This is a genomic window from Solihabitans fulvus, assembly GCF_008386585.1.
Lineage (GTDB): Bacteria > Actinomycetota > Actinomycetes > Mycobacteriales > Pseudonocardiaceae > Solihabitans > Solihabitans fulvus.
Genome location: NZ_VUOB01000059.1, coordinates 23,315 through 45,162, shown reverse-complemented (window position 1 = coordinate 45,162; position 21,848 = coordinate 23,315). Strand labels below are relative to the sequence as shown.

The 21,848-nt window shown below is 69.5% G+C and carries 24 protein-coding genes; 13 read left to right on the top strand and 11 right to left on the bottom strand.

The window, feature by feature from the left end; translation table 11 throughout:
* Window positions 1-47 precede the first annotated feature (47 nt).
* Both F0L68_RS29160 and F0L68_RS43765 read left to right on the top strand, forming a co-directional pair.
* Window positions 48-1,379 carry a DUF349 domain-containing protein gene (locus F0L68_RS29160; RefSeq protein WP_149853043.1) on the top strand — a complete coding sequence of 444 codons (1,332 nt, stop codon included), beginning with the start codon at window positions 48-50 and terminating at the stop codon, window positions 1,377-1,379.
* A 191-nt stretch (window positions 1,380-1,570) separates the two neighbouring features.
* Window positions 1,571-1,663, top strand: a complete 93-nt coding sequence (locus tag F0L68_RS43765; RefSeq protein ID WP_149853042.1) for a VOC family protein — start codon at window positions 1,571-1,573, stop codon at window positions 1,661-1,663.
* A gap of 13 nt (window positions 1,664-1,676) precedes the next feature.
* Here the strand turns inward: F0L68_RS43765 and F0L68_RS29150 are convergent, their stop codons facing one another.
* Window positions 1,677-2,192 carry an Rv2732c family membrane protein gene (locus F0L68_RS29150; RefSeq protein ID WP_223199235.1) on the bottom strand — a complete coding sequence of 172 codons (516 nt, stop codon included), beginning with the start codon at window positions 2,190-2,192 and terminating at the stop codon, window positions 1,677-1,679.
* On the bottom strand, window positions 2,189-3,685 hold the full coding sequence (gene miaB, locus F0L68_RS29145; RefSeq protein ID WP_223199234.1) for a tRNA (N6-isopentenyl adenosine(37)-C2)-methylthiotransferase MiaB: 1,497 nt from the start codon (window positions 3,683-3,685) through the stop codon (window positions 2,189-2,191). Before miaB ends, F0L68_RS29150 begins: the two co-directional genes overlap by 4 nt.
* Window positions 3,686-3,779: 94 nt before the next feature.
* On the opposite strand from miaB, the gene F0L68_RS29140 reads away from it, so the two are divergent.
* The gene (locus F0L68_RS29140; RefSeq protein ID WP_149853039.1) at window positions 3,780-4,745 is read left to right on the top strand and encodes a TAXI family TRAP transporter solute-binding subunit; all 966 of its coding nucleotides are present in this window, start codon (window positions 3,780-3,782) and stop codon (window positions 4,743-4,745) included.
* Between the two features lie 64 nt (window positions 4,746-4,809).
* On the opposite strand, the gene F0L68_RS29135 is transcribed toward F0L68_RS29140, so the two are convergent.
* A complete protein-coding gene (locus F0L68_RS29135; RefSeq protein ID WP_149853038.1) occupies window positions 4,810-6,204 on the bottom strand; it encodes a sensor histidine kinase in 1,395 nt (464 codons plus the stop codon).
* A 4-nt stretch (window positions 6,205-6,208) separates the two neighbouring features.
* Entirely contained in the window at window positions 6,209-6,901 is a 693-nt protein-coding gene (locus F0L68_RS29130) for a response regulator transcription factor (protein WP_149853037.1), read from the bottom strand.
* Between the two features lie 258 nt (window positions 6,902-7,159).
* Here F0L68_RS29130 and F0L68_RS29125 point away from each other — a divergent pair, with 258 nt between their 5' ends.
* The 4 genes from F0L68_RS29125 to F0L68_RS29110 all read left to right on the top strand — a co-directional run bounded on the left by F0L68_RS29125 (window position 7,160) and on the right by F0L68_RS29110 (window position 10,443).
* Window positions 7,160-7,888, top strand: a complete 729-nt coding sequence (locus tag F0L68_RS29125; RefSeq protein ID WP_188316901.1) for an amino acid ABC transporter ATP-binding protein — start codon at window positions 7,160-7,162, stop codon at window positions 7,886-7,888.
* A 66-nt stretch (window positions 7,889-7,954) separates the two neighbouring features.
* A complete protein-coding gene (locus tag F0L68_RS29120) occupies window positions 7,955-8,848 on the top strand; it encodes a glutamate ABC transporter substrate-binding protein (RefSeq protein WP_149853035.1) in 894 nt (297 codons plus the stop codon).
* A 78-nt stretch (window positions 8,849-8,926) separates the two neighbouring features.
* The gene (locus F0L68_RS29115) at window positions 8,927-9,583 is read left to right on the top strand and encodes an amino acid ABC transporter permease (protein ID WP_149853034.1); all 657 of its coding nucleotides are present in this window, start codon (window positions 8,927-8,929) and stop codon (window positions 9,581-9,583) included.
* Window positions 9,580-10,443 carry an amino acid ABC transporter permease gene (locus F0L68_RS29110; RefSeq protein ID WP_149853033.1) on the top strand — a complete coding sequence of 288 codons (864 nt, stop codon included), beginning with the start codon at window positions 9,580-9,582 and terminating at the stop codon, window positions 10,441-10,443. Before F0L68_RS29115 ends, F0L68_RS29110 begins: the two co-directional genes overlap by 4 nt.
* 33 nt (window positions 10,444-10,476) lie before the next feature.
* Here the strand turns inward: F0L68_RS29110 and F0L68_RS29105 are convergent, their stop codons facing one another.
* The gene (locus F0L68_RS29105) at window positions 10,477-10,698 is read right to left on the bottom strand and encodes a hypothetical protein (RefSeq protein ID WP_149853032.1); all 222 of its coding nucleotides are present in this window, start codon (window positions 10,696-10,698) and stop codon (window positions 10,477-10,479) included.
* 88 nt (window positions 10,699-10,786) lie between these two features.
* Between F0L68_RS29105 and F0L68_RS29100 the strand changes: the two genes are divergently transcribed.
* From F0L68_RS29100 to F0L68_RS29090, 3 genes are all read left to right on the top strand, one after another.
* Window positions 10,787-11,653, top strand: a complete 867-nt coding sequence (locus F0L68_RS29100; protein WP_149853031.1) for a helix-turn-helix domain-containing protein — start codon at window positions 10,787-10,789, stop codon at window positions 11,651-11,653.
* Window positions 11,654-11,657: 4 nt separating this feature from the next.
* Window positions 11,658-11,852 (top strand): DUF397 domain-containing protein, encoded by a 195-nt coding sequence (locus F0L68_RS29095; RefSeq protein ID WP_149853030.1) that lies wholly within the window; start codon window positions 11,658-11,660, stop codon window positions 11,850-11,852.
* A 122-nt stretch (window positions 11,853-11,974) separates the two neighbouring features.
* Entirely contained in the window at window positions 11,975-12,763 is a 789-nt protein-coding gene (locus F0L68_RS29090; protein ID WP_149853029.1) for a VOC family protein, read from the top strand.
* 48 nt (window positions 12,764-12,811) lie between these two features.
* Here the strand turns inward: F0L68_RS29090 and F0L68_RS29085 are convergent, their stop codons facing one another.
* The 4 genes from F0L68_RS29085 to F0L68_RS29070 all read right to left on the bottom strand — a co-directional run bounded on the left by F0L68_RS29085 (window position 12,812) and on the right by F0L68_RS29070 (window position 16,738).
* Window positions 12,812-13,564 (bottom strand): succinate dehydrogenase/fumarate reductase iron-sulfur subunit, encoded by a 753-nt coding sequence (locus F0L68_RS29085; protein WP_149853028.1) that lies wholly within the window; start codon window positions 13,562-13,564, stop codon window positions 12,812-12,814.
* A gap of 1 nt (window position 13,565) precedes the next feature.
* Window positions 13,566-15,482 carry a fumarate reductase/succinate dehydrogenase flavoprotein subunit gene (locus F0L68_RS29080; protein ID WP_149853027.1) on the bottom strand — a complete coding sequence of 639 codons (1,917 nt, stop codon included), beginning with the start codon at window positions 15,480-15,482 and terminating at the stop codon, window positions 13,566-13,568.
* Window positions 15,483-15,576: 94 nt separating this feature from the next.
* Complete coding sequence (gene sdhC / locus F0L68_RS29075; RefSeq protein WP_149853026.1) at window positions 15,577-16,365, bottom strand: succinate dehydrogenase subunit SdhC; 789 nt, start codon at window positions 16,363-16,365, stop codon at window positions 15,577-15,579.
* Window positions 16,366-16,450: 85 nt separating this feature from the next.
* A complete protein-coding gene (locus F0L68_RS29070) occupies window positions 16,451-16,738 on the bottom strand; it encodes an Rv0250c family protein (RefSeq protein WP_149853025.1) in 288 nt (95 codons plus the stop codon).
* Window positions 16,739-17,009: 271 nt separating this feature from the next.
* Between F0L68_RS29070 and edd the strand changes: the two genes are divergently transcribed.
* Window positions 17,010-18,875, top strand: a complete 1,866-nt coding sequence (edd, locus tag F0L68_RS29065) for a phosphogluconate dehydratase (protein WP_188316888.1) — start codon at window positions 17,010-17,012, stop codon at window positions 18,873-18,875.
* Window positions 18,876-18,978: 103 nt separating this feature from the next.
* Window positions 18,979-19,605, top strand: coding sequence for a bifunctional 4-hydroxy-2-oxoglutarate aldolase/2-dehydro-3-deoxy-phosphogluconate aldolase (gene eda, locus F0L68_RS29060; protein ID WP_149853024.1), 627 nt, complete (start codon window positions 18,979-18,981; stop codon window positions 19,603-19,605).
* Window positions 19,606-19,660: 55 nt separating this feature from the next.
* On the opposite strand, the gene F0L68_RS29055 is transcribed toward eda, so the two are convergent.
* Window positions 19,661-20,350, bottom strand: a complete 690-nt coding sequence (locus F0L68_RS29055) for an HAD family hydrolase (protein WP_223199233.1) — start codon at window positions 20,348-20,350, stop codon at window positions 19,661-19,663.
* Window positions 20,351-20,596: 246 nt separating this feature from the next.
* On the opposite strand from F0L68_RS29055, the gene F0L68_RS29050 reads away from it, so the two are divergent.
* Window positions 20,597-21,244: a dioxygenase family protein gene (locus F0L68_RS29050; protein WP_149853023.1), complete on the top strand. Its 648-nt coding sequence runs from the start codon at window positions 20,597-20,599 to the stop codon at window positions 21,242-21,244.
* A 57-nt stretch (window positions 21,245-21,301) separates the two neighbouring features.
* Here F0L68_RS29050 and F0L68_RS29045 read toward each other — a convergent pair whose 3' ends face one another.
* Window positions 21,302-21,820 (bottom strand): GNAT family N-acetyltransferase, encoded by a 519-nt coding sequence (locus tag F0L68_RS29045; protein ID WP_149853022.1) that lies wholly within the window; start codon window positions 21,818-21,820, stop codon window positions 21,302-21,304.
* Between the last annotated feature and the right edge of the window lie 28 nt (window positions 21,821-21,848).

Genomic DNA, 21,848 nt, shown 5'->3' with positions numbered 1-21,848 from the left:
TGGAAGGCACGGGCACCATGAGGCGGGCAGTCAGGGAGGAGCCGGCGATGACGGACCAGGACACGACACCGGAGACCACGGCCGAGGGCGCGAGTCCTTCGAAGGTCGACGGCACGCGAGGCCCCGGGACGCCGGCGGCGCCTCCGCCGGTCGCGGTGGCATCGGACCACCCGGATCGCTGGGGTCGCGTCGATGCCGAGGGCACGGTCTACGTGCGCACCGAGGACGGCGAGCGGTCCGTCGGTTCGTGGCAGGCTGGCGAGCCGGCCGAGGGGCTCGCGCACTTCGCGCGGCGCTTCGACGACATCCGCACCGAGGTCGAGCTGCTGGAAGCGCGGCTCTCCTCGGGTGCAGGCGACCCGAAGCAGGCGTTGAGCAGCGCGAAGCACGTGAAGGACGGCCTGAAGGACGCGGCCGTCGTCGGCGACCTCGCCGGGCTGGCCGCGCGGGTCGAGCACGTGATCGCCAAGGCCGAGCAGGGCGTCGAGGCGGCGAAGTCCGCCCGCGAGGCGGCCCGCGCCGAGGCGGTGACCCGCAAGGAAACGCTGGTGGCCGAGGCCGAGCAGATCGGCAACGAGTCGACCCAGTGGAAGACCGCGGGCGACCGGCTGCGGGCGATCCTGGACGAGTGGAAGACCGTCCGGGGCGTCGACCGCAAGACCGACGAGCAGCTGTGGCGGCGGTTCTCGAAGGCGCGCGACGCCTTCAACCGGCGGCGCGGCTCGCACTTCGCGGACCTCGACCGGCAGCGTGGCGTGGCGAAGTCGCGCAAGCAGGAGCTGGTCGAGGAGGCCGAGAAGCTGGTCGAGTCGGACGACTGGGGTCCGACGGCCGGCCGCTACAAGGAGCTCATGGTCGAGTGGAAGGCTGCGGGCCGGGCGCCCAAGGAGGCCGACGACACCCTGTGGCAGCGGTTCCGGGCGGCGCAGGACCAGTTCTTCGCGAAGCGGTCCGAGGCGTTCAACGAGCGCGACGCGGAGTTCGGCGCGAACGCGAAGCTCAAGGAGGAGCTGCTGGCCGAGGCCGAGCAGATCGATCCGGCAGGCGACCTGGACGCGGCGCGGGCGCACCTGTACCGGGTGCAGGAGCGCTGGGACCAGGTCGGCAAGGTGCCAAGGGAGCGGGTGCGCGAGCTGGAGGGTCGGCTGCGGGCCATCGAGGAGCGCGTGCGCGGGGCGGTCGACGCCCAGTGGCGGAAGTCCGACCCGGAGGCCGAGGCCAGGGTCGCGCAGTTCCGTGAGCGCGTTGAGCAGTTCGAGGCGCAGGCCGCCAAGGCGCGGTCGGCCGGCGACAAGCGTCGGGCCGAGCAGGCCGAGGCGCAGGCCGCGCAGTGGCGCGAGTGGCTGACCGCCGCGGAGCAGTCGGTCGCCAGCCGCTAGGCCGTATCCCGCGAGGCGGGGTGACGAGCCCGCAATGCCGATCTGGATTCGGCGTTGCGGGCTCGTTGCGTTGGGCGGCTGGCGCGGCGCGGGGCGAAATGCGTCGCCGTCTGGTCGGTGTGGATCAGGTCGGGCATACCGCGGCGGTATCGATCCGGTCCAACAGGACAGCCAGCCAGGAGGAACGCGGCATGGGCGAACCGAGCACCGGGATGCTGCACCACATCGAGCTGTGGGTGCCTGACCTGCCTCGCGCGATCGCGTCCTGGCCTAGCCGGCGCTGACGGCGAGGGCCGGTCAGCGGGTGTTGGGGCGGGAGGCGGCGATCCGCAGCCACTGGCTGGCCAGCACGAGCACGGCCAGCACGGCCAGCACCAGGCCGCCGCCGGGACCGGGGCCCGGGTGGTGGCTGGTGGTCGTCTGCTGCGACCAGATCGACAGCACGCCGATCACGGTGCTGGCGAAGCCGCCGAGCGCGCACACCCACGCGAGCCCCCAGCGCCGCAGCGCCAGGGCCAGCGCGGAGCCGAGCACACCGACGAACGTCAGCGCGTAGCTGAACACCCTGGGCAGCACGCCCACCTTGATGCCCTCGGGGATCTGGCCGGTCAGCACCTGCCAGCCGCTGACCGTGCCGATCCACGGCAGGATCGCGGCGACCAGCAGCACCAGCACGGCGACGGCGATCACCACCGCGCCGACGCCGGGGTCGATGCGGCGCGCCATGGACCGCTCGACGCCGTCGATCTCCTGCCGAAGGTCGGCCCACTCGGCCGGCTCGCCGGAGCCCTCAGACGCCTTGTCTCGGATCACTGGACCGCACATCCCCTGACGGCGGCCGGCTGCGGGGCCGGGGTGCCGAACGAGGGCAGCCCGAGGCTGACCCCTGAGGTCTTCGGCCGCGTGCCAGCCTCGGCGTGATCACCCGCCCTGGTGCGCCGGTGCTCGACGAGCGCGCCGTCCGCGACGAGGTGGTGCGGCGCCGCGTGGGTGACCACCGTGCGCACCACGTCTCCCGGCCGCACGGCCCGGTCCATCGCGTCGCCGGTCGGCGAGAAGTGCACCAGCCTGCCGTCCCTGGCGCGGCCGCTCATCCGGTTCGTCTCGGCGTCCTTGCGGCCCTCGCCGTTGGCCACCAGCACCTCGACCGTGCGGCCGAGCTGCTCGCGGTTCAGCTCCCAGGACATCTCCTCCTGGAGCGCGATCAGCCGGTCGAAGCGCTCCTGCACGACCTGCTTGGGCACCTGCCCGTCCATCTCCGCCGCCGGGGTGCCCGGCCGCTTGGAGTACTGGAAGGTGAAGGCGCTGGAGAACCGGGACTCGCGGACCACGTCGAGGGTGGCTTGGAAGTCCTCCTCGGTCTCGCCGGGGAAGCCGATGATGAGGTCGGTGGTGATCGCCGCGTCGGGCATGGCCGCCCGCACCTTCTCCAGGATGCCGAGGTACTTGCCCGACCGGTAGGACCGGCGCATCTCCTTGAGCAGGCGGTCCGAGCCCGACTGGAGCGGCATGTGCAGCTGGTGGCAGACGTTGGGTGTCTCGGCCATCGCCTCGATCACGTCGTCGGTGAAGTCCTTGGGGTGCGGGGAGGTGAAGCGGACCCGCTCGAGTCCCTCCACGCCGCCGCAGGCGCGCAGCAGCTTGCCGAAGGCGAGCCGGTCGCCGAACTCGACGCCGTAGGAGTTGACGTTCTGGCCCAGCAGCGTGACTTCCAGCACGCCCTCGGCGACCAGCGCCTCGACCTCGGCGAGCACGTCGCCCGGCCTGCGGTCCTTCTCCTTGCCGCGCAACGAGGGCACGATGCAGAACGTGCAGGTGTTGTTGCAGCCGACCGACACCGACACCCAGCCGGAGTAGGCGGAGTCGCGGCGCGCCGGCAGCGAGGAGGGGAAGACCTCCAGCGACTCCAGGATCTCCACCTGCGCCTCAGAGTTGTGCCTGGCGCGGTCGAGCAGCGCGGGCAGCGAGCCGATGTTGTGCGTGCCGAACACCACGTCCACCCAGGGCGCGCGGCGGACGATCTCGCCCCGGTCCTTCTGGGCGAGGCAGCCGCCCACCGCGATCTGCATGTCGGGGTTGGCGTCCTTGGCCGGGCGCAGGTGGCCGAGCGTGCCGTAGAGCTTGTTGTCCGCGTTCTCCCGCACCGCGCAGGTGTTGAACACGACGACGTCCGCCGTGCCGTCCCCGGACGCCTGCGTGTAGCCGGCGTCCTCGAGCAGCCCGGCGAGGCGTTCGGAGTCGTGCACGTTCATCTGACAGCCGAACGTGCGCACCTGGAACGTTCGACGAAGACTGCTGTCGGCCACGAACCCAGGGTATCCCCTGGGTTCGTACCCTCCGGACCACGTGGGGCTGGTGGGGCGCCGACCACGGGGACGCGCCCGGTGGCACGATGCTGGCATGAGGCTTCGTCGACCGCGCGCGGGAGCGACCGTCCTCGCGACGCTGCTGGCGGTCGCCGGGCTGGTCTCCGGCTGCCGAAGCGGCTACGAAGGGCTGAAGCTGACCGAGGCCGCCGGCAGCCAGGGCGGCGTCTACAACCTGCTCGGCAAGGCGCTGGCCGACGCCTGGGCCGGTCAGCTCCAGATGGACCGGCCGAAGGTGCTGGAGACCAGGGGGTCGGTCGACAACCTCGACAAGCTGCGGTCGGGTGAGGCCGACGTGGGGTTCTCCACGGTGGACGTCGCCTCCGACGCCGCGGCCCAGATCACCGGCGCGCCCGGTCAGCGTCAGCTGCGCGCCCTGGCCAGGATGCACGACGACTATCTGCAACTGGTAGTGCGCAACGATCTTCGGGTGGGCTCCGTCGCGGACCTCAAGGACCTGCGGGTCTCCATCGGCCCGGCGAACTCCGGCGTCGAGGTGATCGCCAACCGGGTGCTCGACGTGGACCACGTCGTCCTGCCCGAGGCCAACGTCAAGCACCTGGCGATCGACGACTCGGCGTCCGCACTCAGGCAGGGCGCGATCGACGCGTTCTTCTGGTCGGGCGGGCTGCCGACACCGAGCGTGGCGACGCTGGCAAAGGAGGGGCACGTGACGCTGCTCGACCTCAAGTCGGAGGTCGCGCTGCTGCGCGCCAGATACAAGGACGTCTACGACTCGGCCACGGTGCCCGCCTCCGCCTACGGCCTGCCGGGCGGCACGGCGACCACGACCCTGGTGGTGCGCAACGTCCTGCTGGTGACCACGACGATGCCGGACGACGTCGCCGAGGCGTTGGTGCGCGGCCTGTTCGACGCGCAGGCCAGCCTGGAACAGGCCAGCCCGGCGGCCAAGTCGATCGACGTGCGCTCGGCCATCGAGACCACGCCGATCCCCCTGCATCCCGGGGCCGAGCGCTACTACCGGTCCATCAAGATCTGAGCCGCCCGACGGCGTCCGCTCCACCGGGGTTCGCCACGGCAGCGTTCGCCGCGGCAGGGCCAGGTCAGCCGGGCGGGCCGATGGCCGGCAGCTCGACGACCACGCGAAGGCCGCCGTCCTCGGGGAGGTCCAGCTCGACGCTGCCGTCGACCCGCTCCACGATCCGGCGGACGATCGACAGCCCGAGCCCCGAGCCGGACACGTTCTGGTGCGTCGCGCTGCGCCAGAACCGGTCGGTCGCCCGCTCCAGCTCCTCGGGACGCAGGCCGGGCCCGTGGTCGCGGACGGCGATCCGGACCCGCCCGTCCCGCCGGTGCACCTCGACCGAGACGAACGTGTCGTCCCCGGTGAACTTCAGCGCGTTGTCCAGCAGCGCGTCCAGGATGGTCTCCAGCCCGCGCGGCGGGGCGAGCGCCATCCCGCCGGGTTCGCCGTCCAGCACGAGGTGCACCCGCTTGACCGACGCGGCGACCTGCCACGCCGACAGCCGCCCGGTGACCACCCGGTCGACCTCGACCGGCACCGGGTCGACCGAGCTGGACTCGGCGCGCGCCATCGACAGCAGCTCGTCCAGGATCCGGTTCAGCCGGTCCGCCTCGGCCAACGCGGCGACCTGGTGCGTCTCGGCCTCGCCCTCGACGTGGCCGTCCAGGTTGCCCAGCCGCAGCCGCAGCGCCGTGAGCGGGTTGCGCAGCTGGTGCGAGGCGTCGGCGACGAACGCGCGCTGCGCGGCCAGCACGTCGCCGACGTTGGCCGCCATCTGGTCGAAGGAGCGGCCGAGTTGCCGCAGCTCGGGCGGCCCGCTGTCGGCCCCGACCGGGTCGACGGCGCGCCCGGCGACCACCGCGGCCAGCAGCGCGCCGGTGGCGTCGTCCAGTCGGCGGACCGGCCGCAGCGTCCAGCGCACCACGGGCAGCGCCAGCAGGACGGCGAGCCCGAGCACCAGCAGCGCGCCGAACACCAGCAGCGCCCACCAGCCCAGCACCCGCTGGCGCATCTTGTCCGTCGGCGAGAACGTCACGACCGCGCCGCGCACCTCGCCGTTGACCAGCACCGGTTCGGCCAGCACCAGCTGCTGGTCGTTCCAGGGCAGCAGCAGGGCGGGCTCGTCCGGGAGCCGTCCGGCCAGCGCGCCCCTGACCTGGTTGGACACGGTCGGGTTGGCCAGGTCGAGGCCCTGCCGTGACGCGACGATGGGCCGCAGGGTGTCGCGGTCGAGCACCGCGACACCCACCTGGTAGAGGTCGTCGTAGCGCTGGAGCAGCGGGGCGAGCAGCTCGGCGTTGTTGTCGAGCAACGGCTGCTGGGCGAGGGAAGCGAACCGGCTCGTGTCGGAGAGCCGGTCGAAGAACAGCTGCTGCTGTTCGCTGCCGGCCACGCTGGTCGCCAGCGGCACGCCGAGACCAAGCAGCACCAGCACGACCAGGAAGAACACGATGCCGAGCAGCCGGGTGCGCACGCGGCTAGTCCCCGGTCGGCGCGTGGCTGGGATGCGCCAGCCGGTAGCCGACGCCCCGCACGGTCTCCACCAGCGTCGGGCGGCCCAGCTTGGTGCGCAGCGTCGCCACGTGCACGTCAAGGGTGCGGTTGGCGCCGGCCCAGGTCCGGCCCCACACCTCGGCCAGGATGCGCTCGCGGGTGCACACGGCCCCACCTGCGGACACCACCAGCGCGAGCACCTGGAACTCCTTGCGGGACAGCGCCACCGACTGGCCCGCCACGGTCACCTCGTGCCGACCGAGGTCCACCTGCACGTCCTCGACGGTGAACACCTCGGTGCCGGTGCCGCCGACGCCGACCGGGTCGCCCCTGCGTCGCCACACGGCGTGCACCCTGGCCACCAGCTCGCCGACGTCGTACGGCTTGACCAGGTAGTCGTCCGCCCCGGCGTGCAGGCCGACGATGCGGTCGTCGATCTCGCCGCGCGCCGACACGACGATGATCGCCACGTCGCTGGCCGCCCTGATGGACCGGCACAGCGTGACGCCGTCCATGTCGGGCAGCCCGAGGTCGAGCAGCACCACGTCGACGCCGGTCAGCCGGTCGAGCGCGCCGCGCCCGGCAGCCAGCCGGTCAACGGCGAAGCCGCGCCGGGTCAACGCCGGGATCAGCGCCTCGGCTACCCGGTCGTCGTCCTCGATGAGGAGCACCCGCACGTGTGGTCCCTCCCACTCAACAATCGCAAGCCTGTGACAGAGTTACCGCACCAGGCCCCGCCGCGTGTCCCACACGCGCGACACGGGCCGGGCAATCACCGAATTGCGCCCCCGCGTGCGGTGAACGATGCAGACTTGAGACCCTAAGTCTTGCTCAAACCGCCTGGACTGGTGTGGCGGTCGACACCTACGTTTCCCGCCAACACCGACAGATCCGTCACGGAGGACCGAATGACCGCTGCCACCCCTGCGCCGCCGATGATCCGGATGGCTGGTGTGGACAAGTTCTTCGGGCCGCTGCACGTCCTCAAGGACGTCAACCTGGAGGTCCCCAAGGGCCAGGTCGTCGTGGTGCTCGGTCCGTCGGGTTCCGGCAAGTCGACGCTGTGCCGGACGATCAACCGGCTCGAGCCGGTCAGCTCCGGGACCATCGAGGTGGACGGCAAGCCGCTGCCGGCCGAGGGCAAGGAGCTGGCGAGGCTACGCGCCGACGTCGGCATGGTGTTCCAGTCGTTCAACCTGTTCGCGCACAAGTCGATCGTGGACAACGTGCTGCTGGCCCCGGTCAAGGTCCGCAAGACCCCGGCCGCGGAGGCCCGGCGTACCGCGATGGAGCTGCTCGACCGGGTCGGCATCGCGAACCAGGCCGACAAGTTCCCCGCGCAGCTGTCCGGCGGCCAGCAGCAGCGCGCCGCGATCGCGCGGGCGCTGGCGATGCGGCCCAAGGTCATGCTGTTCGACGAGCCGACCTCGGCGCTCGACCCCGAGATGGTCAACGAGGTGCTCGACGTGATGACCGCGCTGGCCAAGGAGGGGATGACCATGCTGGTCGTCACCCACGAAATGGGCTTCGCGCGCAAGGCCGCACACCGTGTCGTGTTCATGTCCGAGGGCGAGATCGTGGAGGATTCCACTCCGCAGGAGTTCTTCACCGCGCCGAAGTCCAACCGGGCGAAGGACTTCCTTGGCAAGATCCTGACCCACTGAAGTCTTAACCCCGTTTGTGCGGCGCCGACTCGGCGTCGCCTGATCAACAGAGCAGGAGACAGGACGATGAGGGTTCGCACCCTTGCGGTGACGCTGCTGGTCGGCGGCCTCGCCCTGACCGCATGCGGCAAGTCGGGCAGTCCTGCCGACTCGGGTTCGTCGAGCGCCCCGCAGGCCGCGGTCGCCACCGACGTGAAGGTCGACGGCTCGAAGACCTTCGACGCCATGAAGGCGCGCGGCAAGGTCGTCATCGGCGTCAAGGACGACCAGCCCAACCTTGGCTACAAGGACGCGGCGACCGGCAAGTACAGCGGCTTCGACATCGAGATCGCCAGGCTCATCGCCGGGCAGCTCGGCTTCGGCGAGGACAAGATCACCTACAAGGCGGTCCCGTCCGCCTCGCGTGAGTCCGCGATCACCAACGGTGACATCGACTACTACGTCGGTACGTACACCATCAGTGACCCGCGCAAGGAGAAGGTCAGCTTCGCCGGCCCGTACTTCGTCGCCGGCCAGGACCTGCTGGTGAAGAAGAGCAACACCGACATCACCGGCAAGGACAGCCTCAAGGGCAAGAAGGTCTGCTCGGTCACCGGCTCCACCCCGATCCAGCGGGTGAAGGACCAGAAGCTGACCGACGCCGACAAGATCGTGGAGTTCCAGACGTACTCGCAGTGCGTCGAGAAGCTCGCGCAGGGCGCCATCGACGCGGTGACCACGGACGACGCGATCCTCAAGGGCTACGCGGCCCAGGACCCGGACAACTTCAAGGTCGTCGGCGCGACGTTCTCGCAGGAGCCCTACGGCATCGGCCTGGGTCACGACGACAAGGCGCTGCGGACCAAGATGAACGACGTTCTCCAGAAGGCCTACGACGACGGCACCTGGCAGAAGATCTACGACTCGACGCTGGGCAAGTCGGGCTCGAAGGCCTCGCCGCCGCCGCTGACCCGCTACTGATCACGACCCCGTGGCCGGTGGCCGCCTGCTGGCGGCCGCCGGCCACGCTATGTCGCACCAAGACCGACGGGGAAGCCGATGGACGTCCTGGTCAATAACCTCCCGCTGTTCCTCAGCGGGTTCTTCACCACGATCAAGCTGTTTCTGATCTCCGCAGTCGGCTCCCTGGTGCTCGGCACCATCCTGGCCATGCTGCGCGTGAGCCCGGTGCCGGTGTTCCGCGCCGCGGCCACGGTCTACGTGACGCTGCTCCGCAACACACCGTTGACCCTGGTGTTCTTCTTCTTCGCCTTCGCCTTCCCGCTGTTGAAGATCGTCAGCCCGGACAGCTTCTCCTACTTCGTCGCCGCCATCACGGCGTTGATCCTGTACACGTCGGCGTTCATCTGCGAAGTGGTGCGCTCGGGCATCAACACGGTTCCGGTCGGCCAGGCCGAGGCGTCGCGGGCGTTGGGGCTGTCCTTCGGCCAGATGCTGTCGAACGTCGTGTTGCCGCAGGCGCTGCGCTCGGTGGTGCCGCCGCTGGTCAGCACGCTGATCGCGCTGTTGAAGAACACCACGATCGCGGCAGGTTTCTCCGTCGCCGAGGCGGGTGCGATCCGGAGCACGCTGTCCGAGCGAGGCGCCGACACGATGGTCGGCCTGCTGTGGGTCGCGTTGTTCTTCGTGGTGCTGGTGATCCCGATGACGCTGCTGCAACGCAGCCTCGAGAAGCGCTGGAGCGTGGCCCGATGAGCTCGGTCCTGTTCGACGTACCGGGGCCGAAGGCCAGGATTCGGCACCGACTGCTGGCCGTGGTCGGCGTGGTCGTGGTGGTCGGCATCGTCGGCTTCGTGGCGTACCGGTTCTACGACACCGGTCAGTTCGACGCGAAGAAGTGGGACTGGATCCAGTACACGACGATCCAGCAGGACCTGCTTACCGCGTTGATGAACACGTTGCAGGCGTTCGCGGCGGGCGCCGTGCTCGCGCTGCTGTTCGGCGCGGTGTTCGCGGCGGGACGGCTGTCCGAGCACGCGTGGCTGCGCGGGCCGTCGATGGTGATCGTGGAGTTCTTCCGCGCGGTGCCGCTGGTCATCATGCTGTTCTTCTTCTACTACGGCCTGCCGACGGTCGGCATCAAGATGTCGCCGTTCGCGGCTGTGGTGCTCGGGTTGACGCTGTACAACGGTTCCGTGTTGGCGGAGATCTTCCGCGCCGGCATCCTGTCGCTGCCGAGGGGCCAGAGCGAGGCGGCGTACGCACTGGGCATGCGCAAGACCCAGGTGATGATCCAGGTGTTGTTGCCGCAGGCGCTGCGGGCGATGCTGCCGACGATCATCAGCCAGCTCGTGGTGCTGCTCAAGGACACCGCGCTCGGTTTCCTGATCACCTACGAGGAACTGCTGCGCTACGCGGGTTTCCTCGGTGGCAAGTTCGAGTTCGGCAGGCCGCTGATTCCGGTCAGCATCGTGGTGGCGTTCATGTACATCGCGATGTGCCTGCTGTTGACCGCGCTGGCCAGGTACCTGGAGAAGCGCAACCGTCGCAGCAAGAAGCACGTGGAGCTGGACGATACGGGCAAGACCGAAGCGGTGGCGCTCGCCGCCGACTGAGTTTGCGGTTCACCCGAAGGGCGCTCCCTGGTTTCAGGGGGCGCCCTTCGTGATTTCGTCCAGGGCCTGGCCGAAGAGTTCGTGGCAGCGGCGAATGGTGTCGGTGGACATGTTCAGGCTGACCTCGATGGGACCGAAGAAGTTGAAGTCGGCGTAGCCCTCGTCGGGCAGGACTTGGTAACTGATCTTGTTGTTGTCCTGCAACGAGATCCACGCGCCGCCGTGGAGTTGCGGACTGTCGGTGTAGATCGTCATGTTTTTGACCGTAACCTACGCGCGTAATGGTTTGGAACTGCACAATCGAGTGAATCTACGGGCGTAGATACCGAGCTACGCTGCACATGTGACGGCACGTCGGTTGAACACCGAGCACATCCAGGTCGCGGCAACACTGCGCCGGATGCGAGAACACGCCAAGGTGAGCCGTGAGGAGGCGGCCAGCCTACTCGGCTGCACGAGTTCGAAAATCGGCGACCTGGAAGTCGGGCGTTCTAAGCCGAAGCCGGCCGAACTGGAACGCCTGCTCGATCACTACGGCATTACCGGCGCGGAACGCGACGAGTTGGTCCAGTTCGCCCGCACGTCGCGAGGCCGCCGCGCCCCAAGCCCCTACAGCACGGCGGCCATTCCCGGGAATCACATTCGAACGGCGGACCTGGAAGCGCAGGCGCTGTCCTCGGTCTTCTACTCGGGCGAGCTGATCCCAGGCATCCTCCAAGTCCGCAGCTACGCGGAGGCGCTGCTGAGCTGGGGGCGCGAGAGCCGACCGGACGAGGTCGCCAGGTTCCTCGACCTTCGAATGGAACGCGCGGGCGCGCTGACCCGCACGCACCGCCCGCCGCTGCGGTACTGGTGCATCCTCAGCGAAACCGCGCTGCGCAGCAACATCGGCGGCGCCAAGGTCATGCGGGAACAGATCGGGCACCTGATCCAGGCAAACCTCACCATGGAGAACATCGTCGTGCAGGTACTGCCGCAGGGAAGCGGAGCGCACGCGTTCCTCGGCCTCACCATTGCGCTGCTTCGGTTTCCGCCTCCGGCACCGGATACGCTCATGCTGGACAGTTACGGTCGAATGATCTTCGAGGACCGTCCTGGCGAGGTCGCTCGGGCAGCACACCACCTGGAATTGTTGAAGGCCCAGGCCCTCGGACTCGACAGCAGCACCGACTTTCTCCAGCGGTTGCACCAGGAGCTGTCAGTAGAGTGACCGCATGCCACGTAAGACCAACGAGTGGTTCGTGCCGCGTCAGAGCCCGAACGGCAACACCTGCGTGGAAACCAAGTTCACCGACGATGCCGTCTACGTCCGCAACAACCTCCGCCCGGAGGCCGGCACCGCCGTCTTCACGCACGACGAATGGTCCGCTTTCGTCCTCGGCGTCAAGGACGGCGACTACGACGTCTGACCGATCCACTCGTACACCGAGCCGTTGTCGGTGCCCTCTGCCATCCTGTGCGCGTTGGACGGCACGCCCGTGAGGCCGTGCCCCACGCCAAAGCCGACATGCAAGGACTGAGGAGCACCAACATGCTTACGTCCACCAACGCGCCCGGCGGTCCCGCCTGGCTCGACCTCGCGGCCACCGACATCGCCACCACGGCTGCCTTCTACACCAACCTGTTCGGCTGGAGTTTCAAGTCCTTCAGCCCCGAACCCAACAGCTACGGCGTGTTCCTGCTCGACGGCAAGACCGTCGCCGCCATCGGCCCGCACACCGAGGAGAGCACCACGCCCTCCTGGACCATCTACTTCCACACCGCCGACGCCGACGCGACCGCCAAGGCCGTCTCGGCGGCAGGCGGCACTGTCCGGTTCGAGCCGATGGACGTCTCGCCGAGCGGCCGGATGGCGGGCTTCACCGACCCGGCCGGCGGGCAGTTCGCGGTCTGGCAGGGCGGCGAGATCCCGGGCCTGGAAACCTACAACGTGCCCGGCTCGATGAGCTGGCTGGAGCTGTACAGCACCGACGCCGACGCGGCGAAGTCCTTCTACCGCACCGTGTTCGAGTGGGACACCGTGGACATGCCGGCCGGACCGGACATGACCTACACCATCGCCTCCCCCAAGGGCGGCGGCCAGACCACGATGCACGGCGGCATGATGCAGCTTGGCGAGGCCAACCTCGCGGCGGGCTCGACCTCCGAGTGGCACCCGTACTTCGAGGTCGCCGACTGCGACGCGGCCTACGCCAAGGCTCTCGAGCTCGGCGCCACGGAACTGATCGCGCCGATGGACACGCCCATGGCCGGCCGCACCGCCATGGTGACCGACCCGTTCGGCGCGCCGTTCGCGCTGATCACCAGCCTGCCCGTCTGACACCCGTGTTGTGGGCGCACGACCGGATGTCGTGCGCCCACAACACCGTCAGGCCTTGCGGCGGCCGATCTTGTTGCCCAGCCACACCAGCGGGTCGTAGCGCCGGTCGGCCACCCGTTCCTTCATCGGGATCAGCGCGTTGTCCGTGATCTTGATGTGTTCCGGGCAGACCTCGGTGCAGCACTTGGTGATGTTGCAGAACCCGAGCCCGTGCTCGGACTGCGCCTCGCGCACCCGGTCCGCGTCGTCCAGCGGGTGCATCTCCAGCTCGGCGATGCGCATCAGGAACCTCGGCCCGGCAAAGGACTCCTTGTTCTCCTCGTGGTCACGCACCACGTGGCAGGTGTCCTGGCACAGGAAGCACTCGATGCACTTGCGGAACTCCTGCGAGCGCTCGACGTCGACCTGCTGCATCCGGTACTCGCCAGGCGCGAGATCCGCCGGCGGCTTGAACGACGGGATCTCCCTCGCCTTGGTGTAGTTGAACGACACGTCGGTGACCAGGTCCCTGATCACCGGGAACGTCCGCATCGGCGTCACCGTGACGGTCTCGGACTCGCTGAAGACCGACATCCTGGTCATGCACAGCAGCCTCGGCCTGCCGTTGATCTCCGCCGAGCACGAGCCGCACTTGCCGGCCTTGCAGTTCCACCGCACCGCGAGGTCCGAGGCCTGTGTCGCCTGCAACCGGTGGATGACGTCGAGCACGACCTCGCCCTCGTTCACCTCGACGGTGAAGTCCCGCAGGTCTCCCCCTTCGCCATCACCTCGCCACACCCGAAAGTGCGCCTGGTAGCCCATCTCAGCTCCCCTCGCCGCGGCTGGCCCCGCTCTGTCCGGTCAGCTCCTGGCCGGTGAGGTACTTCTCCAACTCGCTGTACTCGAACAGGTCGAGCAGGTCCGGTCGCATCGGCACCTGCGGCTTCTCCACGACCTCGGCGGACGCCTCGACGCCGTCGCCGCTCGCCGTGCACACCAGCAGCTTGCGCCGCCACTCGGCGTCCATCCCTGGGAAGTCGTCCCTGGTGTGGCCGCCCCGGCTCTCGGTGCGCAACAACGCAGCTTTGGCAACGCATTCGCTGACCAGCAGCATGTTGCGCAGGTCGAGCGCGAGGTGCCAGCCGGGGTTGAACTGCCGGTGCCCCTCGACCGTGACCTCGGCCGCCTTTGCCTTGAGCGCCTCGAGCTTCTCCAACGCCTGCGCCATCTCGCCCGACTTGCGGATGATGCCGACGAGGTCGTTCATCACCTGCTGGAGCTCCATGTGCAGGCCGTAGGGATTTGCACCGCCCTCGCCATCGAACGGCGCGAGCGCCGATCGTTCCGCGCGCGCAAGCGTTTCCGGCGCGGCGGCCGGCCGCTCCGTCAGCCCCTGCACGTACGCCGAGGCGCCGGCTCCTGCCCTGCGGCCGAACACCAGCAGGTCCGACAGCGAGTTGCCACCAAGCCGGTTCGAGCCGTGCATGCCGCCGGACACCTCGCCGGCCGCGAACAACCCTGGCACCCGCGACGCGGCCGTGTCCGGCTCGACCTCGACGCCGCCCATCACGTAGTGACAGGTCGGCCCGACCTCCATCGGCTGCGCGGTGATGTCCACGTCGGCCAGTTCCTTGAACTGGTGGTGCATGGACGGCAGCCTGCGGATGATCTCCTCGGCCGGTAGCCGGCTGGAGACGTCGAGGAAGACCCCGCCGTGCGGCGATCCTCTGCCCGCCTTCACCTCGGAGTTGATCGCCCTGGCGACCTCGTCACGCGGCAGCAGCTCCGGCGGGCGGCGGTTGTTGTCCGCGTCGGTGTACCACTTGTCTGCCTCGGTCTCGTTGTCCGCGTACTTGTCCTTGAACACCTCGGGGATGTAGTCGAACATGAAGCGCTTGTTCTCCGAGTTGCGCAGCACGCCGCCATCGCCGCGCACCGACTCGGTGACCAGGATGCCCTTCACGCTCGGCGGCCAGACCATCCCGGTCGGGTGGAACTGCACGAACTCCATGTTCACCAGCGCGGCTCCCGCGCGCAGCGCGAGCGCGTGCCCGTCGCCGGTGTACTCCCAGGAGTTCGAGGTGACCTTGAAGGACTTGCCGATGCCGCCGGTGGCCAGCACCACGGCTGGCGCCTCGAAGGACACGAACCGGCCGGACTCCCGCCAGTAGCCGAACGCCCCGGCGATGCGGCCGTCCTCGTCCTGCAACAGCTCGGTGACGGTGCACTCGGCGAAGACCTTCAGCCTGGCCTCGTAGTCGCCAAGCTCGCGCTGGTCCTCCTGTTGCAGGGACACGATCTTCTGCTGGAGGCTGCGGATCAGCTCCAGCCCGGTGCGGTCCCCGACGTGCGCGAGCCTCGGGTACTCGTGGCCGCCGAAGTTGCGCTGGCTGATCCGCCCGTCTGCGGTCCGGTCGAACAGCGCGCCGTAGGTCTCCAGCTCCCAGACCCGGTCCGGGGCCTCCTTCGCGTGCAGCTCGGCCATCCGCCAGTTGTTCAGGAACTTGCCGCCGCGCATGGTGTCGCGGAAGTGCACCTGCCAGCTGTCGTGCGAGTTCACGTTGCCCATCGCCGCGGCGATGCCGCCCTCCGCCATGACGGTGTGCGCCTTGCCGAACAACGACTTGCACAGTACGGCCGTGCGCATCCCGTGCTCGCGCGCCTCGATGGCCGCACGCAGCCCGGCACCGCCTGCTCCGATCACCAGCACGTCGTAGGCGTGCCGCTCCAACTCCGACATGAGCTCCCCTCGTCGTTGAACAGAGCGCAGCAGATCCGATTGCTCAGACACAGCAATGTCCAGACACAGCAACGCCTGTCAGACACAGCGTGGTCTAGAAGAAACGCAGATCGCTGATGGTGTTGCTGGCGACCAACATGACGTAGAAGTCGGTGAACGCCACCCAGAACAGCGAGATCCACGCGTAGCGCATGTGCTGCGCGTTGAGCTTGGACAGCCAGGTCCACATGCGGTAGCGCAGCGGATGGCGGGAGAAGTGCGTCAGCCGTCCGCCGATGAGGTGCCGGCAGGAGTGGCAGGACAGCGAGTACACCCACAGGAACGCCGCGTTGAGCAGCAACACCAGCGTGCCGAGACCGGCGTGGCCCCAGTTGCCCTGCGCGTCCCGGAACCCCAACACGACGTCGTAGGTGAGGATCACGTTGAACACCAGGCCGGCGTAGAAGAAGTACCGGTGGATGTTGTTGAGCACCAACGGGAATCGCGACTCGCCGGTGTACTTGCCGTGCGGTTCGGCGACCGCGCAGGCCGGCGGCGAGGCCCAGAAGCCCCGGTAGTAGGCCTTGCGGTAGTAGTAGCAGGTCAGCCGGAAGCCCAGCGGGAAGATCAGGATGATCAACGCGGGCGAGAGCTGCCACCAGTCGCCGACCAGGTTCACGTCGCCGGCGCCCGGCACGCAGTTGGTCGTCAGACACGGCGAGTAGAACGGCGAGATGTAGGGCGGGGCGTAGTAGGCCGTGTTGGCGAACGCCCTGATCGTCGAGTAGATGATGAAGGCGACCAGAGCCGCCACTGTCAGTGCCGGTTGCAGCCACCAGCGGTCGGTACGTAACGTGCGCGCGCCGATCTGCGCGCGACCGGCCGCATTGGTCCCTGCGGTCATCGCCACCTCGGATTTCAGGTCGGTTCTGGTCCGGACACGCGGATGCGACCGGGGGCGCCGCGGCGCCACCGGTCAGCCGGACAGGTCAGGTGCCGTGGCGGTGGTATCCGCCAACGCCCTCGTCGTCGGCGCCGTGCCACAGCTTCGGGTCATACGGCGCGTCGGGCACGACGACGACCTCGTGCTCCGCCTTCCGCTGTGCGGGCGGGACGCCCAGGTCGGAGAGTTCGGTCGAGTCGATGTCCATGCGCTCGACGTCGTTGGCCAGCCGCTGCACCGCGGGCGCGTCGCCGAAGCGGGACCGCAGCGCGCCGACGCACTGGCGAAGCTGGCCGATCGCTCGCCGGAGCTCCGCGATCTCGGTGGACGACATAGCTGCACCTCCCGTACCGAAGGGCGTCCTCGACGCCGTGCCGCCGACTGTGCACCCCAGACCTGCCCTGTGACAAGAACCACACGCCGGGAATCGCCCGGTGATCGTAGACCTCCGCCCAACCGGGGTACTGAATCGATTACTGGATCGGTTTTGATTCGAACGGGTGATGTCGCCTACTGTGTGACCTGTCACGCACACCCGTGCGGCGCCAACGCCGTCGTCCGCCGGGCCACCACCACGGCCCGTATTCGACGGAGACAGGTGCCACATGAGTAACCGACCTGAACTGAACCCGGTCGTCGCCGAGGTCACCGAACGGATCGCCAACCGCAGCGCGCAGACCCGCGCCGCCTATCTGGCCCGCGTCGCCGCCGCTGCCGCGCAGGGCCCGGTGCGCGCTGGCCTGGCGTGCAGCAACCTCGCGCACGGCTTCGCCGCCTGCGAGGGCGAGGACCGCATCGCGTTACGGCGGCTGGTCAAGCCCGGCGTGGCGATCGTGTCCGCCTACAACGACATGCTCTCGGCGCACCAGCCGATGCAGGAGTACCCCGCGTGGATCAAGGACGCGGTCCGCGCGGCGGGCGGCGTCGCTCAGTTCGCCGGCGGCGTGCCCGCCATGTGCGACGGGATCACCCAGGGCAGGCCCGGCATGGAGCTGTCCCTGTTCAGCCGGGACGTCATCGCGATGGCGACCGGCATCGCGCTGTCCCACGACATGTTCGACGGCGCCCTGCTGCTCGGGGTCTGCGACAAGATCGTGCCCGGCCTGCTGATCGGCGCGCTGTCCTTCGGGCACCTGCCCGCGATCCTGGTGCCGGCCGGGCCGATGGCCTCTGGCCTGCCCAACTCGGAGAAGAGCCGGGTGCGGCAGCTGTTCGCCGAGGGCAAGGCGACGCGGGAGGACCTGCTCGAGGCGGAGTCGGCGTCCTACCACGGGGCCGGCACCTGCACGTTCTACGGCACCGCGAACTCCAACCAGCTCGTGGTCGAGGTGATGGGCCTGCACCTGCCCGGCGCGAGCTTCGTGCCCCCGAACACCCCGCTGCGGCGGGCGCTGACCGAGGAGGCCGGGCGGCGCGTGGTGGCGCTGACCCAGCCCGGCGGCGACGAGTACACCCCGATCGCCGAGGTGGTCGACGTGCGCACCGTGGTCAACGGCGTGGTCGCGCTGCTGGCCACCGGCGGATCGACCAACCACACGCTGCACCTGGTGGCCATCGCCTCTGCCGCCGGCATCGAGCTGAGCTGGGACGACTTCGCGGACCTGTCCGCCGTGGTGCCGCTGCTCGCGCGGGTCTACCCCAACGGCAACGCCGACATCAACCACTTCCAGGCGGCCGGCGGCGTGCAGTTCCTGGTCGGCGAGCTGCTGGACGGCGGGTTCCTGCACGGCGACGTGCGGACCGTGGCTGGCGACGGGCTGGACCGCTACCGCCGCGAGCCGGTGCTGATCGACGGCGAGCTGGTGTGGCGGGACGGCCCGAGCCGCAGCCTGGACGAGTCGGTGCTGCGCGGGCTGGCGGACCCGTTCGCGCCGGACGGCGGCCTGCGGATGCTGGCCGGCAACCTCGGCCGGTCGGTGACCAAGGTGTCCGCGGTGCGCGAGGAGCACCGGATCGTCGAGGCGCCGGCCAGGGTGTTCACCTCGCAGGAGGGCTTCGCCGAGGCGTTCAAGGCGGGCGAGCTGGAGCGCGACGTCGTGGTGGTGCTGCGCAACCAGGGTCCGCAGGCGAACGGGATGCCCGAGCTGCACGGGCTGACCCCGGCGCTCGGCGTGCTGATGGACCGGGGCTACCAGGTCGCGCTCGTCACCGACGGCCGGATGTCCGGCGCGTCGGGGAAGATCCCGGCCGCCATCCAGCTCACCCCGGAGGCGGCCGTCGGCGGCCCGCTGGCGAAGGTGCGCGACGGCGACGTGCTCCGGTTTGACGCCACGCTCGGCACGCTGGACGTGCTGGTCGACCCCGCCGAGCTGGCCGCCCGCGAGCTGGTGGACTTCCCGCCCGGCGCGGACGCCTGGGCCGGCACCGGCCGCGAGCTGTTCGCGGCCCTGCGTCGCTCGGTCGGCCCGGCCGACCGGGGCGCGAGCGTGTTCGGCCCGCTGGCCGCCTCGCACTTCGCCGGCGCGTCGTGACCGACGCCGTTCCGCTGCGGCTCGCACCCGCCGTGCGCCGCGCGACAATGATCCTGACTAACCTGTTCAACCCGATCAACCTGATCGACCTGGAGGTGGCCCGGTGACGACCGGACCGGACCTGCTCGACCTGTCCCCCGTTGTGCCCGTCGTGGTGCTCGACGACGCCGATCAGGCGGTGTCGCTGGCGAAGGCGCTGCTGCGGGGCGGCATCCGCGTGATCGAGCTGACCCTGCGCACTCCCGCCGCGCTGGCCGCGATCGAGCGGGTGGCCGCCGAGGTGCCGGAGATGGTGGTCGGGGCCGGCACGGTCACCGCGCCCGAGCACGCCGAGCTGGCGGCCAAGGCCGGCGCGGCGTTCCTGGTGACGCCGGGCAGCACCGACCGGGTGCTGGACGCCGTGGAGGCGACCGGGCTGCCGTTCCTGCCGGGGGCGAGCACGGTGTCGGAGGCGATGCGGTTGGCCGAGCGCGGGCTCACCGCGTTGAAGTTCTTCCCGGCCGAAGCCGCTGGCGGCGTGGACTTCCTGAAGTCCATCGGCGGACCGCTGCCAGGGCTGCGGTTCTGCCCGACCGGCGGGATCACGCCGCAGAGCGCGCCGAACTACCTCGCGCTGGCCAACGTCGGCTGCGTCGGCGGCTCGTGGCTGACGCCGAAGTCGGCGCTGGCGGCCGGCGACTTCGGCCTCATCGAGTCGCTGGCGAAGGCCGCGGCCGAACTCACCGCCTGAGGCACGCCCTGAAGGGTCCCTTCCTGACGTTGGATTTGCGTCAGGAAGGGACCCTTCACGACATGCGGTTGATCAGGGTGAGGGCTGCTGGGATGGAGTCGGCCACGGGGAGGCCGGTGGCTTCGAGGGTCGCCCGGTTGGTCACGCCGGTGCTGACCAGCACGCAGGCCGCGCCGACCTGCTCGGCGGCGTGCCCGTCGTCGACGACGTCGCCGACCAGCACGACGTCCGCCGGGTCGAGCCGCAGCTGGGTCAGGTGCTCGGCGAGGTGCTCGGCCTTGGAGCCGCCGCCGGTGTCGACCCGCAGTCCGTCGATGCGGTCGAACAGGTCGGCGAGGCCGAACTCGGTGACCAGCGGGACGAGCTCGTGGTGGAACCACATAGACAGCAGCGACTGGGTGTTCCCGGCCGCCCGCCAGTCGTGCAGCCGGTCCGGCACCCCGTCGGCGAGCCGGCAGGTGTCCAGCAGGTTCCGGTACTCGTCGTGGTACAGCGCGTCGAGGGTCGCCCAGTCCTCGGCGCTGAGGGGCCGTTCCAGCAGCCGCTCGTAGCACGCCACCAGCGGTCGACTGAAGACTTCCCGCCACTGCTCCAACGTCACCGACGGCCGGCCGAAACCCGCGCAGACGCTGTTCACCGCAGCCACCACGGCGTGGTTGTCGTCCAGCAGCGTGCCGTTCCAGTCCCAGACGACGTGCCGCGCAGGCCGCGCGGCTCCCCCGATGGTCGCTCCCCCAGTAGTCACGGTCACGCAGCCTAATCGGCCGGTGCCCGGCGGGGCCCCCACCAGCGACGGAGCACACTTACCCCGAGGTGAGTAGGTAACTCGGGAGTTACTTCAGGTCCGTAGCCGGCGACTGATTCCTATGGGTGATTCTTTACCTTCCCCTTGACTTCGCAACACCTTTGCCAACATTCTGTGCGCAGGTCGCCGAGGAGTTCTGACGAGTAATTCAGTGAAGAATTGCCTACTCAGACAGGTGATTATGTCATGACGGACGAAGAACACCGCCTCAGCCGCGCCTCCTTCCTCAAGGCTGGCCTGGCGGCTGCGGCTGTGGTTCCGGTGCTCATCGGCGCGGCCGGCAGCATGTCCGACCGCAAAGCGCAGGCAGCCACCAAACCGCTCGACCTGACGCCGGCCTGCCACGACGGCGACGAGCCGACCCCGCCGGAGATCGAGGGCCCCTACTTCACTCCTGGCTCCCCCGAACGCGCTTCCCTGCTCGAACCCGGCGTCACCGGCACCCAGCTGGTGATCAGCGGCTATGTGTTCGACGTCTACTGCGCCCCGTCGGAGGGCGCGCTGCTGGACTTCTGGCAGGCCGATCGCTACGGCAACTACGACAACGTCGGCTACACGCTGCGCGGCCACCAGTACACCGACGCGCAGGGGAAGTTCACGCTGACCACGATCGTGCCGGGCCTGTATCCCGGCAGGACCAGGCATATCCACGTCAAGGCGCAGCTCCCGAACGCGTCCGTGCTGACCACTCAGCTCTATTTCCCCGGTGAGCCGAGAAACAACACCGACCCCTATTTCGACCAGCGGCTGGTAATGCCGGTTCAGCGAGTCCCCAACGGCAGGACGGCCGCCTTCGACTTCGTGCTGAGCTCCTGGGACGCGGCGAAGAAATAGGTGACAAGTCACCGTCGTGGCGGGCCGTCCGGCGGCCGGCCCGCCACGGCGGTGACGTCAGCCGACGGACTTGTAGAAGATCGTGGTCGGCCGCAGCACCCCGGCCGCGTCGGCGGCGAAGTCGGGGATGACGCCGACCTCGGTCCAGCCGTTCGCCCGGTAGAGCCGCTCAGCCGGGCTGCCGGTCTCGGTGTCCAGCACGAGCAGCGTCACGCCCTCCTCGGCGGCCAGGCGTTCGGCGGCGGCCAGCAGCGCCCGGCCGAGCCCCTGTCCCCTGGCGCTGCGATGCACCAGCAGCTTGTTCACGTCGGCGCGATGCCTGCCGTTGGCGAACTGCCCCCGCTTGAGCTGCACGGTGCCGACGATCCGCCCCTCGGCCCTGGCGGCCAGCACCAGCAGGTGGCCGTCCTTCATCGCCGGGGCCTGCGCCGCCCACCACACCTCGGCCGCGGCTGGGTCGAGCGGAGCCAGGAAGCCGAGGGAGTTGCCCCCTGCGACGGTGTCGGTCAGCACCTCGGCCAGCTCACGGACCGAGTCGAGCAGGTCGTTGGGAGACAGTCGGACGATCTCGTGCATGCGGCGATCCCAACACCCGCGCGCGGCT

Bases quoted from the DNA above. Each gene is read 5' to 3' on its own strand.
- F0L68_RS29160 (WP_149853043.1), top strand. From the start codon at position 48: ATGACGGACCAGGACACGACACCGGAGACCACGGCCGAGGGCGCGAGT.
- F0L68_RS43765 (WP_149853042.1), top strand. From the start codon at position 1,571: ATGGGCGAACCGAGCACCGGGATGCTGCACCACATCGAGCTGTGGGTG.
- F0L68_RS29140 (WP_149853039.1), top strand. From the start codon at position 3,780: ATGAGGCTTCGTCGACCGCGCGCGGGAGCGACCGTCCTCGCGACGCTG.
- F0L68_RS29125 (WP_188316901.1), top strand. From the start codon at position 7,160: ATGATCCGGATGGCTGGTGTGGACAAGTTCTTCGGGCCGCTGCACGTC.
- F0L68_RS29120 (WP_149853035.1), top strand. From the start codon at position 7,955: ATGAGGGTTCGCACCCTTGCGGTGACGCTGCTGGTCGGCGGCCTCGCC.
- F0L68_RS29115 (WP_149853034.1), top strand. From the start codon at position 8,927: ATGGACGTCCTGGTCAATAACCTCCCGCTGTTCCTCAGCGGGTTCTTC.
- F0L68_RS29110 (WP_149853033.1), top strand. From the start codon at position 9,580: ATGAGCTCGGTCCTGTTCGACGTACCGGGGCCGAAGGCCAGGATTCGG.
- F0L68_RS29105 (WP_149853032.1), bottom strand. From the start codon at position 10,698: ATGACGATCTACACCGACAGTCCGCAACTCCACGGCGGCGCGTGGATC.
- F0L68_RS29095 (WP_149853030.1), top strand. From the start codon at position 11,658: ATGCCACGTAAGACCAACGAGTGGTTCGTGCCGCGTCAGAGCCCGAAC.
- F0L68_RS29090 (WP_149853029.1), top strand. From the start codon at position 11,975: ATGCTTACGTCCACCAACGCGCCCGGCGGTCCCGCCTGGCTCGACCTC.
- F0L68_RS29085 (WP_149853028.1), bottom strand. From the start codon at position 13,564: ATGGGCTACCAGGCGCACTTTCGGGTGTGGCGAGGTGATGGCGAAGGG.
- F0L68_RS29080 (WP_149853027.1), bottom strand. From the start codon at position 15,482: ATGTCGGAGTTGGAGCGGCACGCCTACGACGTGCTGGTGATCGGAGCA.
- sdhC (WP_149853026.1), bottom strand. From the start codon at position 16,365: ATGACCGCAGGGACCAATGCGGCCGGTCGCGCGCAGATCGGCGCGCGC.
- F0L68_RS29070 (WP_149853025.1), bottom strand. From the start codon at position 16,738: ATGTCGTCCACCGAGATCGCGGAGCTCCGGCGAGCGATCGGCCAGCTT.
- edd (WP_188316888.1), top strand. From the start codon at position 17,010: ATGAGTAACCGACCTGAACTGAACCCGGTCGTCGCCGAGGTCACCGAA.
- F0L68_RS29050 (WP_149853023.1), top strand. From the start codon at position 20,597: ATGACGGACGAAGAACACCGCCTCAGCCGCGCCTCCTTCCTCAAGGCT.
- F0L68_RS29045 (WP_149853022.1), bottom strand. From the start codon at position 21,820: ATGCACGAGATCGTCCGACTGTCTCCCAACGACCTGCTCGACTCGGTC.